We start from the raw sequence: 12036 nt of genomic DNA on the forward strand, positions 1-12036 counted from the left end.
TCGTTAGATGCGGGCGTAGCGTCGGGTTATGGGCACACACCCCTAAAAATAGGGGGGGCGCTTTGAAAATTTTATCTACAGGCTTTTCGTGTCCAACCGACTTTAGGCGCGAAGAGGTTAGGTTGTTTTAATTTGGCTCACAAAAGGAACTGGCACTCTTTATTTGAGATAGCGAGGCTCATTTGGATATAAATTGGATTCAAGGACTTATCGATTTTCTGCCACAGGGAGCTGTTGTACACGCGCCGGATGGGCAGATCGTAGCGGCCAACACATCTGCCTGCGATTTGCTTGGCTTGAGTCATGACGTTTTGCTGGGTCGTGATTCCATGGACCCGAGATGGCAAGCGCTGCATCCGGATGGAACAGCGTTCGCTGGTCCCTGCCACCCAGCCATGCTGGCGATAGAGACCGGGCTTCCGGTTCCACCCACCCCTATGGGCGTATCCATTCCTAATGCAGGCATAACCTGGCTTTCTGTGTCTGCGGCGCCCTTAAAGTGGTCAGACGGGATAACTGAATTAGGCAGTATCGCGCTGTTTGTGCGCCAAAGTAGCCCACTCGATCAGTTTGATCCAGTTAAACTGGATCAAATTCCAAGGCTGAATATTTATCTGTTTATGAAGCAGCAATTTACTCGCCTGCGCGTCGCCGTCCTAGCTCTCGAACGCGCAGCTCCAATGGAAAACCTGGGGGAAATCGTTGCCACCAGCCAGACCTCCCTTCAAGCGCTGCATCAGATTGATCGCTGGGTCAGGGCATACGAGGTGGCGACGGGTGCCAATGGGCCGCTCCCGGCAGCATGCGACGAGATTGTAACCCACATTACAAACATGCACGCTGAAAATACGCATATTATGTTCAATCTTCGAGCGTCCGATCATCCGAATAGAACAGGTCACTTGTCAATCGCGGCAACGATGATTGATGTCATGAGCGCGCTGCTTGGCCCTACAGACCGCGTTGCCATATCGGACCACTCTACTTGGGACGCGTCGGGGGCCGGGATCAGAATGACTACGTCCTACGAATATGTCCATTGCGAGAGCTATTTTAAGGGCGACATGAACGAAATAACATCGGGCCTGAGGGCTGTATTTAGAGAGCAACTTTGCCTGCATGAAATTTTACAATATTTAATGAAAATATATAATGCTACGATCTATTTTGAACGTGATAGTAAATTTGTTTCTATAATTATTCTTTAAAACAAGCGCAACGAAAACCAAAATTCCAAATTATTAAATCCGTAATTGATATAAATTTCACTATCCACCCAATAAAACCATAAGAACAACAACCAAACATGAAACAAAGAAGAGTTTTCCCAACTGATCTCTCATTTTTAAAAACCCAATTATTTTGCGCTGCGTTCTTATAGCGCCAGCTGAAAGGCGTTGAACATAATTAATTTGTACGAACAAGCACTGCAGGCCTCCAGAACAATTGGGACATGTCACGACCTGGACGCCGCAGGCCAGTCTTGCAAAGTTGTACGTGCTGCGGGGGGCCTGGTTTCGATGTAGATTGTTATGCCGCAAATCCGCTTGGCGCCACACCAGGCCTGTTTGGGCAATGACAAGAATAGCCGGCGTGGCTTTTGCCTCGTCGCAGGTAAAAGCTGTCCAGGTTTCCTGCTTGCTCTCGTCTCGCCATGTGGATCGATAGGGCTTTGGCATCCACCCCGGCCGATCGCGCCAGGGGCGGCCAGCAACTCGCCAGGAGCACGTAACCCTCCTGCAGTGTGGCAGAGCGCGCCCCTTAAGGGCGCTGTACCAGCCGGCCTACGTCAGCCAGCACGCACTGTCGTATGAACTGGAGTGCGCGGGCTTGGAGAAACGATCCAAACCAAACCGAGTGCGCCTTCGCGCGTACTGGGCCTCAAGGCGCTGAAGCGCCATGGCGCAGACTCAATCATACGATTGATCATTCGGGTCAGTGCGGCGCTTTGCGGTCAGCGGAGTCGGGAACAACACCATCGTGCCGCTGCAAGAAGCCAACCAGATTAATCGACTGGACAGGGCGGCACAGTCCGTAACCCTGAGCGTGGTCGGCACCGAGCAATCTGACGATCTTGAGCGTCTCCTCATCCTCAATGCCCTCGGTGGTCAGTTTGAGGCCAAGGTGGTGAGCCAGATCTATCGTTGACTTGACCAGCAAGCGGTCTCGGCATTGTGCAGGCAGATCTTTGACAAACGCTCTGTCAAGTTTGAGTTCATCGGCCGGGATGCGCTTGAGATAGGCAAGAGAAGAGTGCCCCGTCCCATAATCGTCAATCGAAATTTTTGCGCCCGATTGACGCCATGTTTCAAACGATTCCAACGCAGCTTCCAGATCATGCATAATCGCACTTTCGGTAACTTCAAATATCAGGCCTCCGGATGATTGCTTTGCTATTTTGGCAGCAAAGTTGACAAAATTCGGATCATTGCAAAGAGCGCCCGATATATTGACTGCAATTGCAATGGGGAACCCCGCATCCCTGAAATTCGCTTGATCGTTGAGAGCTTGTTTCAGAGACCATTCTGTTAGCTTGCGAATCTGTCCGGTTTCTTCGCTTAGCGGGATGTAGACGTCAGGAGAAATATAGCCATGGCTCGGGTCGGTCCAACGCATGAGGGCTTCTGCACTATCGAAGCGCCCCGTGTGCAGATTAAACTTTGGCTGATAGTGAAGCTTTATGTCTCCGCTTGAGAGGCTGGAGCTCAGTCGGCTCAGAATAGTGAGGTTCTGCAAGCAGGCCTCCTGACCGACCGGATCATGGATCACAAACAAGCGGCGCTCTTGCTCTGCTTTTGTAGCAGCGGCTAGCGCATGCCGGAAATCCCCGACAGCTAGAGTTCCCGCAGTGTTTGCGGCCGCGCCGAACGTCAAGTGGATATCAATCACGATACCAGCAACTTCGACCGCGTCGCTAAGGAGGTTTTTGATCCTGGCTATGTCAGCATTCAGCGTTTGATGATCGACAGCACCGCCGTGCCCGCCATCCAGGATCACACACAGTGTCCCCGGGGCGATCACACCGATTTGATCACGCCTGTAATGCGCCCACAGAAGCGCGCTCAAGACCGGGAGCAGACCGGCTGCAGGCACAGTGCCGAGTGCGGACTGCAACTGCACGTACCGGTGCACTTTGATTGCAAGCGCGTATGTGGATCGCCCGGCCTCCTTGTATTGGCGCACCTGGTGCACCAGCGCTTCGCTCGTTGGCAACCGCGTGTCACGGTCGGTATACAGCGCGTCTTTTAGCGCCAGCTTCCGGGCGCGCTCAACGCGATAGCGTGAATATGCCAGGATCAGGAGGCCGACGATCAGTGCGAGGATGCCTGAGAAGGTTGTGAGCCTGGCGCGCTCGGCTATGGCGGCGGTGCGGACATCCTGCTCGAGCCTTTCAGCGCGCAATTGTTGCAGCTGGAAATTCTGCTCCGCAAAATTGTACTCGGCAGCGACCACAGCCGAGCTGGCGGAGGCAGCGATGTCGCGCGCCTGGTCATCGAGACGCTTGAACGACTGCAAATGAGCCAGCGCCGCCGCCGGCTCGCCCAGCCGCTCAAAGACCTCCACCGCCAGTTCATGGAACTCAAGATAGTGCTGTGGTGTCGCATCGAGGCTCAGGCCGGAGAAGGTCTGCTCAAGGGCGGCTCTTGCACCTCGCAGGTCGCCCCGGCCGGAAGCGATCAGCGCCTCAACCCCGCTCATCGTTCGGCTCCAGTCGGAATCGCCTAGGTCCGGGGCCTGTTCCCTTGCCCGCTCAAGAGTATGGGCGGCCTCTTCCAGATCTCCTCCCAGAACATGCAATGCGCTGATATTGCTTAGAATTCTGACGCTCAAAATCGAACTGTTCAGGGCCAGCGCCATGTCCAGCGCGGCACGGTAATCCGAAAGCGCATCTTCAAACCGGTTCAATTGTCTGTAAACATTGGCGCGATTGTTGAGGGCAGCAAGATCGAGTGAATTGTCGCGATGACGGTCCATGGCCCGGTTGTAGAAATTGAGCGCTTCATCATATTGTCTGGCCTCCGTGTAAATCCAGCCAAGTCCTTGCAACGCCATGGCCTCACTTCTGGGCGAGTCCAGAAGCTGAAAAATTTCACGCGCAGCGACAAAGGCCGCCAGCGCCGCCTCAAAGTCGGGCTGAAGCATGGCGATGCGGGCACGGGACATGAGGATATCGCCCCGCAGCTGGCTGGGCGGCGCGTCCGCGCCCAGAGTATCGACGGCATACTCCAGGGCCGCGGCCGCCTCGGCCGGGTGCCCAAGACGCATCAGGGACTCCGCTTCAAGCCACCGCGCCTGTGCAGTGCGCTCACGATACGCCTCGGACTGGGGTGAGCCCGCAGCCTCATAAGCGCCAAGCGCAGCGTCCAGGGCCGCCTGGGGGTCCGCCATCATGGCGGCGCGCGCCTCCTGAATGCGCGCGTCGTACGCCTCCGCGGCGACGCGATCATCGCTCCTGGCAGCGCCTTGGCTCGCCAACAAGACCAAAGACGCAAGAATTGACACCAGGCCCATGACGTCCCCCTTCTACTGCGGGGACCGTCGCGCGCGCGAACTAACGACTGCTTAAGGCTGGCAGCACAATCAAATTGTGCTTACCGCACTTTCATTGTCGAAAACGCCTTCTGCCGCATCAAGGACTTCAGGCGCATCGACACACGCTACGACAAACTCGCCAGAAACTTCCTATCAGCCGTCGCCCTCGCCGTCCTCGTCGCCTTCTGGTTATGAATGAGTCTGGACCCTAGGCTTTGCTTCGGTTGGCGTTCCCTCAGCGCCGCCCGAAGCATTTCTAGCTCCATCTTGCCCATCCAGAACCGTGATCGCGTTTGTGCCTTGTGCGCAGCCGCATTGCCTGCTGAGGGCGTGCGCGACCTGCAAGGGCTCGTGCGCAGCACGTTCACCGCGGGCCATACTCAGATAGCGCTTGTAGTCACAACAGGAATTAACTTGCCGTGGGCGTTCGTGTGCCCGAACCTAACCGATGAAGGGCAGATCTTCCAAACGTCCCATTCCGCGTGGATTTGTTCTTCACATTGCGAACATTACCATCCCTTCGGGCGGCGTCTCTGGCGCCGCCCGCCTTGTTTCCTGGCACGCCTATCCTGCAATCCATCATAGGGCACCGCAATGTCTCTTTTGAGGCGTTCCGCAAGAGCCAACGCACGCGCTGAGCCATACAACACGCAACACCTCCGGTGGTGGGAGACGTTCATGTGGAAACGAATACCGGCTGCCCTTCTAAGGGGCCTAGCCTATGCTAGATGTTTAGTCTCAAGGTGTGATGGATTGCATCATTCATGAACCGGTTTGGCTCCTCGGTCCAGCATTTGACGATGTGCTCGTATGGTGTGAGGCCGCGGAGGGCTTTCAGCCTTTCCGCATAGTTATAGGCCGCGACGAAGGTCTCGAGATGCTGGCGCAGCGCGTCGTGGCTAGAGTAATAATAACGCCGAACGGCAGCTTCTTTCAGTGTGCGGTTCATGCGTTCGACCTGGCCATTCGTCCACGGGTGGTTTGGCCTGGTCAGACGGTGATCGATATCAAGCTCAGCGCAAGCGAGATCGAAGGAATGTCAACGGAATAGCTCTCCTTTGGCGCGCATCCGCTGGATCTCGCAGACCGTCCAGCCAATGGGGAGTAGCTCAGGCACCCCTGATCCGCGCTGTGATGCAGTCATGTCAATGCGCCAAGTTTTCAGGATTGAAGTCGCGTACGAGCATGGGTATGGGAGCTGATAACGTATTAGGACCTGTTGACGAAGTGGATTCCCAACCCGCCCGAAGCGTGATTCAAGACTGGCTTTTGGGAGGTGGTCTTGGTTCGCGGTTTGATGACGGACGAGGAGTGGGCGTTCTTTGCGCCTTTCGTGGTGGCGACCGGAGGCAAGCGGGGCCGCCCGCCTTCTGATCATCGCCGCGTGCTGGACGGCGTGTTCTGGATCGCGCGCACCGGCGCGCCCTGGCGTGATCTTCACGACTATTTCGGTCCGTGGACGCGGGTCTACCGCCAGTTCCGCCGCTGGACGCTGTCAGGCGTGTGGGAGGTGATGTTGGAAGCGCTGGGCGAGAGCGGGGCCGTACCCGACAGTCTTCAAATGGTCGATTCCACTATCGTTCGCGCGCACCATCAGGCTGCGGGCGCTAAAGGGGGACTCAAAAACAGGGTTTTGGGCGCTCAAAAGGTGGCTTCACGACCAAAATACACCTTCGCACCAACGCTGAAGGGCTGCCCATAGCCGCTGAGATCACCGGCGGTGAAGTCTCCGACTACAAAGGTTATGAGGCGGTAATGGCCGCGCATGGCTCAGTCCCGCGCGTCCTGCTGGCCGACAAAGGCTATGACAGCGACAATATCCGAACATCGCTGGAAGCCGCCGGCGCCGTGCCGATGATCCCGGCGCGCCGAAACCGCAAGAACCCCGTCCAGATCGACGACTTCGTCTATGGGCTGAGAAACCGCATCGAGCGGTGCTTCAACAAGCTGCGCTGCTCACGCCGCCTCGCCACACGCTACGACAAGACCGCCGACAGCTATCTCGGCTTCATCCATCTCGCTTCAATCCGCCTGTGGTTCCGGTACTTTGTCAACAGCACCTAGCTTATCGGGTGGTTTATGAGCAGCACTTCTATCACCAGGACTGGAAAGATCGGCATCCCTGACGGCTGTGAAGATTTATCGTTCTTCATGGGGGAGAAATGCTCCGTAGAGGGGGCCATTCTCGAGGTGGGCGGCCCCGCCCGGATCGATGGCCAGTTCAGCGGCAAACTACGCGCTGTTCACCTGATCGTGGGCGAGCAGGGACGTGTTGCAGGCGACATTTCGAGCGAGACCGCCGACATTATGGGCAGTGTGGAAGACACGCTGATCCTGTCAGGAAAGCTGATCATTCGTGAGGCGGGCAAGATTGAAGGCACCATTACCTATGGCTCACTGCAAGCCCATGAAGGTGCCCAGCTCATTGGCCAGATCAACACTCAGGGCCCCTCCAATCGCTCCTAAGGGTGTCTTCGCTCAGCAATCTGCAGATGGCCATCGCCCAGTCGGCGCCCGATGCTGACCCGGGGTCAGACGCCAAGGGCGACAAAAGCGAAGGCGCCAATAGCTAGAGTGGCCCGCATTGCTGATGTGCTGACATTGGGACAGTTCGGGGAACAGTCGTGACCTGCACCACCGTCATGTTTGCAAACGCAAAAGGTGGCACCGGCAAGAGTACGATTGCGTTCCTCAGCGCCCTTCACTACGCCGCGACACGCAATGCCCGGGTGTGTGTCGTCGATTTCGATCGTCTGCGCACGACCTATAACGCCTTGCGCCGGTTTGCCGATTCGGGCGTGAAGTCCTTTTATCTTGCAGACGAGTATGGCGAAGGCCACAAGGTCTCGCCCGAAGCTGTGCGCTCCGCGCTGGACGGCTGCCGCGCCGACAGCGACACGCTGTTTGTCGACACGCCTTCCGGGTTTCCTGCGGGCACGATGGTCCCGGCTATCGCACCCGGTCTGATTTTTGTTCCGGTGTCTGTGTCGGACGCTGACATCATAGCCACCAGGGCCTACCTGCCCGAGCTTGAAGATGCGGCGGCTCGCGTGACCGAGCTGACCGGCTTTTGGCCGCAGATCGTGGTCGTGCCCAACCAAGTCTTCAGCGAGGACGACGCCAAGCGCATCCGCGATATTTTCCGCGACCGCTCCATCCAGATCGCTTCGACGCTGGCCTTCTCGCGCGTTCTGCGCGATGTCTTCCACTTTGAGCCTGGCGACACGAACATCGCATCCGTGTTCCGCGACGATGGGGACTTCTTCCAATGGATGTCGTCAGAGATTTTCGCGCTTCAGAAGCAGACGCGGTGAAAGCGGTGCGTATTGACCACGGAGTGGTGTCAGAGAAATGCGAACGAGTCTTAGCTTACTGGAAGCTCGCCCATTTCACGCGGCAGGTTGACTCCGCTTAGCAAGGTCCACGTCGCGTTACAACTCGAGCATTCCGTCGCCACACGCCCGCGCCTGCCCCCTCATTACGACGTAGTCGGCGAGCATCTGAGCGATCGCTGACCCCTCTGGCAGCAGATTGATCTCGTCGGCCGCGCGCGCCTGGAGCGCACGGCTGCGGATGAGCTTCCCGCACGGTCACCGCGAGACCACCACGCTGGTGGCCGGGCTGCGCATTACCGGAATGGTCGCGCCAATGGTGCTGGATGGCCCGATCAACGGCGACTGGTTCGAGGCCTATGTGGCCCAGGTGCTCGTGCCAGAGCTGCGCCCCGGCGACATCGTCGTGATGGACAAACTGTCGAGCCACAAACGGGCGGCGGTGCGCCAGCGTATCGAGGCGGCCGGTGCCAGCCTGCGCTTCCTCCCTCCATACAGCCCCGACTTCAATCCCATAGAAAAGGCGTTCTCACGCCTCAAGGCCATGCTGCGCAAAGCCGGCGAGCGAACCGTCAGCGGCTTGTGGGACCTGATTGGCAAGCTCGTCGAGATCTTCCAGCTCGACGAATGCGCCAACTACTTCAAATCCTGCCGATATGAACCCGAATGAATGGAAACCGCTCTAATTATACCGCCCAGAATTGTTGGCCTGCCATGCGCTTTCGGTTTGTCAGGCAGCGGGTCTCATCCCCTAGGTGTAAACCTGTAGGGCTGGCAATACTGATCACGCGCCGAGAGCTGCTCGCAAAGTTGTCTTGCCGCGTGTTCGTCAGGCAGCGGTCCTGCGATCAGCCGGAAAAATCGGCCTTGGGGACCGCTACCTCGCAGCTCCACTTCGTCGATCCCTGGGCTCAAGCCAACGAGTAAGGGCCCGTAAGCCTCTAGGATCGAGTTCCATCCCGAATTCATGTGCTCTCGTTGACGATAAGATTCCAGATGTACCGAGTAAATGTGGGTTGGGTTGGCGGGGGGGGGCGAGTGTGGCGCAGGCCTCCTGTTCAAATCCTGCGTATCAGAAGAGTGATCTGAACTGACGGAAGCCGAAATCTGAGCAGACTGGGCGTTTGCCGGCAGGGCGGCCTGGGCGGTGATGGCCTGCGCGTCTGCCCCGCGCCGCTCGAACGTCCCACTAGCGGCGATGGCGCGTGCGGCCTGTTCGCCCAGACATTCGACCGGATCGAGATTATAAAGGGCGGCGACGAACTCGAACACAGCGCGGTCAATCATGGTCCTGACTGCGGTCTGGACCGGCTCTAGAGACCGGCCGCCTGCATTGATGTCGATGACGCCTCCAGTCAGGAACTGGAACACGCCTGTTTCCACTTCCCGCCCAATAATTTGTTTGCGGAAGGCGCGCACGGACAGCACGTCACTTGAGCGCACATCGATCAGCCGCAGGTCTATCCCGACATCGACAACGAAGTTGTTGATACCAAGGGCTCCTGCGCCACCCGTGGCGGAGTCGCTGCCAACAAACAAGTTCGCGCCACTCGAGCGGATATTGGGATTAAATTCAGTCAGACCGCCCACAATATAGAGGTCAGCGCCCTGCATCTGACCGAGCTGAACCTCACGCAGTTGTGTGTCGCTGTCTCGCACCAGCCCGCTCTGGGTGTATCCCAGCTCGGCCTGAATCACGCCCATATCGAAGCGCTCCACAACTCTCATGCCAGCGTCTGCGAGCGCGGTCATGGCCATCAGTGCGGCGCCCTGGGTCAGCCGGCGCCCAGAAAAATAATCGTTCGCTCCCGTGAAATCCGTGATGTGCCCGACGGCGATCCGGGGTGGCGGAAAGGCTTGCGTGCGCGCATGGTCTGCCAAGCATTGCAGAGCCTCAGTATATTGTGTCTCAAGCACGACTTCCGCCGGCCCTTGCAAGGGCTGCACGGGCTCAGACATGCTAGATGTGGCGCAGGCCGACAGGGTCAGAGCAGCCAAGGCTGAACCGATTGCCGCGCTGACGCGTCGCGTTGAATGGGCCATGCTCATCTTGATCATTCCTTGTATCCGACAGGTCCAATTTAGGACAAAAAAGCTTTCCATTGCGTGTTGAACCGCGGCGCACGGCCGAACCGGCGGCGGTGCTGGTTGATCAGTTGATGTGTCATTTCATGCGGGCTCAGGCTGATGCTGTACTGCGCGCCCATGACAATGACGCCGCTCTCTTCAACCTCGATCTGAGCCTGCTCGACCTCGGATCGAATGCAGTGGCAGGCAGCATATTTAAGCACGGGCGCCCCCTCGCGGGCTTCTGAGAGCAATCGGATCACACCCGCGCACGCAGGCAAGTCCCCGAACCAGGCGTGGTGGCAAGTGAAAACCTCTGACCATCTGCGCGTGATCACAGCCCGTCTCCGGCATCTGACGATAAGGTTGAAAGAAAACCAGGCGGCACGTATGGCGCACCGCCCGGCTGGCCTATCCGCCTAGCGCGGCAGGTTGCTGATGCTCACCGAGTTGCCGATGGCCGCGGTGGTCAGCGACACGGCTCCGGTCACATCGCCAAGCTGGATATTGGCGGTGGCGCCAGTATAGGCGTTGTTCATCTGCTGGCTGTTGATGTTCAGTGAAGCCGTTTCCGGCAGGGTAGACACGCTCAGCGAGTTGGAGATCGCCGCCGTGGTCGAGCTGAAATCGCCGTTGATGTCGCCCACGTTCACATTCGACCAGGCCTGCGGGTCATAATTGGCCCACTGGGTGTTGGTCAGGCTGAACTGGGATGAATCGCCGATATCATAGGACGCGGAGTTGGCGATGGCGGCGGAGGTGAAGTTCACCGAGCCGGTGACATTGTTGAGGTCGGCGTTCAGGAAGGACTGAACATCACCATGGAAGTGCTGGAAGTTGGTGGCCTCCATATTTCCGCTTCCGGTGACCGAGAGTGAGTTGGCGATGGAGGCCACGGTGCCATCGATCGCCACATCGCTGGCGTCGGGGGCCTGGATGTCCGAGGCGTCAATGGTCAGGTGGGAGTGGAACTGACGGTTCCAAACCGCACGCTGGTCGTTGTTGACGGTGCTCAGGCCCGAGGCGCCCAGGCCATCGACCTCTATGGAGGCCGAGTTGCCGATGGTGGCCACCGTGGCGTTCAGCCCGCCCAGCGCGTCATGGGCGTTGATGTAGGCGGTGGCCGAGGCGTTGTTGTCGGCGCGCTGGACATTGTTCAGCGTGGTCACGCCGCCCAGCTCGGCGCTGAACGAGTTGCCGATGGCAGCCGAGGTCAGGCTCACCGACTCGCTCACAGAGTTGATGTCTGCATTGAGCTGCGCGCGCGTCTGGGCCCAGTTGTTCTGGTTGTTGCGCACATTGTTGGTCTGGGCTTCCGCAGCCGCGGCGAGGCCCAGCATGGACACCGAAGCCAGCAAGCCCGCCGTCATCATCTGACGATACATGGTTGTCTCCTTTTGTTCGTCACACCGCCGGACGTGGCGGGCAGAGGGGACATCGCAATATGGAAGCCAGTTACTGGGTTGGCGCAATTAATTGTTAAATGAAAATGAATGCGTCTACAAAGGAAAACCGAGCGTAAATTAGCGATTAGTCTTACTGCGCCGCCTCGCTTTCCAGTTGGGATATGGCACATGCCTGCCGGTCTTGTGCCATTTTGCGACAATCGCCTGCTGGCGAACCAAGTCTTTTTGCGGTTGGGACGCCCACCGGGCACCAAGGATGGACTGTTCAGGGGGAGGTGTCAGAGAAAAACTGAGCTACTCCCTGAAATTCGGACACTGACGTCGGCTACGATTTGCTGTCTGCTGACCCTCGACGATGAGGAGATCACAGATGTCGAAACGCAAGCAGCATGCGCCTGAGTTCAAGGCGAAAGTGGCGCTGGAGGCGCTGAATGGCGAAGAGACCGCGGCTGAGCTGGCGAGCCGGTTTGAGGTTCATCCCACGATGATCCATCAGTGGAAGCGCGCGCTTCTGGAGGGCGCGCCCGGCGTCTTTGAACGTGGAGGCAGGCGCAAGCCGGACATCGACGAGGCCCAGGTCCATGAGCTTCACGCGAAGATCGGCGAGCTGGCGGTCGCCAACGATTTTTTGTCCAGAAAGCTCAAGCCCTGGGGCGGGAAGTGGTGAGGGATCGAGCCGCCACTGGTTCGAGGCTGAT

The 12036-nt window shown here is 58.0% G+C and carries 9 protein-coding genes and 3 pseudogenes; 7 read left to right on the top strand and 5 right to left on the bottom strand.

Annotated features, from left to right (window positions below; all coding sequences use genetic code 11):
• Window positions 1–182: 182 nt before the first annotated feature.
• Window positions 183–1208 (top strand): hypothetical protein, encoded by a 1026-nt coding sequence (locus L2D00_13850; GenBank protein ID WBQ12917.1) that lies wholly within the window; start codon window positions 183–185, stop codon window positions 1206–1208.
• A 727-nt stretch (window positions 1209–1935) separates the two neighbouring features.
• On the opposite strand, the gene L2D00_13855 is transcribed toward L2D00_13850, so the two are convergent.
• Entirely contained in the window at window positions 1936–4512 is a 2577-nt protein-coding gene (locus L2D00_13855) for an EAL domain-containing protein (GenBank protein WBQ12918.1), read from the bottom strand.
• Between the two features lie 93 nt (window positions 4513–4605).
• Here L2D00_13855 and L2D00_13860 point away from each other — a divergent pair.
• Window positions 4606–4728, top strand: a pseudogene (locus L2D00_13860) (IS5/IS1182 family transposase).
• Window positions 4729–5257: 529 nt separating this feature from the next.
• Here L2D00_13860 and L2D00_13865 read toward each other — a convergent pair.
• Window positions 5258–5584, bottom strand: a pseudogene (locus L2D00_13865) (integrase core domain-containing protein).
• Between the two features lie 225 nt (window positions 5585–5809).
• Between L2D00_13865 and L2D00_13870 the strand changes: the two are divergent.
• The 4 genes and pseudogenes from L2D00_13870 to L2D00_13885 all read left to right on the top strand — a co-directional run bounded on the left by L2D00_13870 (window position 5810) and on the right by L2D00_13885 (window position 8535).
• Window positions 5810–6597, top strand: a protein-coding gene (locus L2D00_13870; protein ID WBQ12919.1) for an IS5 family transposase whose coding sequence is annotated in 2 segments (ribosomal slippage) — window positions 5810–6143 and window positions 6143–6597 — 789 coding nt in all. Because the reading frame shifts where the segments join, the coding sequence is not laid out codon by codon here.
• Between the two features lie 87 nt (window positions 6598–6684).
• Window positions 6685–6999, top strand: coding sequence for a polymer-forming cytoskeletal protein (locus L2D00_13875; protein WBQ12920.1), 315 nt, complete (start codon window positions 6685–6687; stop codon window positions 6997–6999).
• A gap of 158 nt (window positions 7000–7157) precedes the next feature.
• Complete coding sequence (locus tag L2D00_13880) at window positions 7158–7847, top strand: ParA family protein (GenBank protein WBQ12921.1); 690 nt, start codon at window positions 7158–7160, stop codon at window positions 7845–7847.
• A gap of 268 nt (window positions 7848–8115) precedes the next feature.
• Window positions 8116–8535, top strand: a pseudogene (locus L2D00_13885) (transposase).
• Window positions 8536–8609: 74 nt separating this feature from the next.
• Here the strand turns inward: L2D00_13885 and L2D00_13890 are convergent.
• The 3 genes from L2D00_13890 to L2D00_13900 all read right to left on the bottom strand — a co-directional run bounded on the left by L2D00_13890 (window position 8610) and on the right by L2D00_13900 (window position 11317).
• Window positions 8610–9923 (bottom strand): hypothetical protein, encoded by a 1314-nt coding sequence (locus tag L2D00_13890; protein ID WBQ12922.1) that lies wholly within the window; start codon window positions 9921–9923, stop codon window positions 8610–8612.
• A 23-nt stretch (window positions 9924–9946) separates the two neighbouring features.
• Complete coding sequence (locus L2D00_13895; protein ID WBQ12923.1) at window positions 9947–10270, bottom strand: hypothetical protein; 324 nt, start codon at window positions 10268–10270, stop codon at window positions 9947–9949.
• 81 nt (window positions 10271–10351) lie between these two features.
• A complete protein-coding gene (locus L2D00_13900) occupies window positions 10352–11317 on the bottom strand; it encodes a hypothetical protein (protein WBQ12924.1) in 966 nt (321 codons plus the stop codon).
• 391 nt (window positions 11318–11708) lie between these two features.
• Here L2D00_13900 and L2D00_13905 point away from each other — a divergent pair, with 391 nt between their 5' ends.
• Window positions 11709–12005, top strand: coding sequence for a transposase (locus L2D00_13905; protein WBQ12925.1), 297 nt, complete (start codon window positions 11709–11711; stop codon window positions 12003–12005).
• The last annotated feature ends 31 nt before the right edge of the window (window positions 12006–12036 follow it).

The sequence above is a fragment of the Hyphomonadaceae bacterium BL14 genome, from assembly GCA_027627705.1.
In the GTDB taxonomy this organism is placed as follows: Bacteria; Pseudomonadota; Alphaproteobacteria; order Caulobacterales; family Maricaulaceae; genus Oceanicaulis.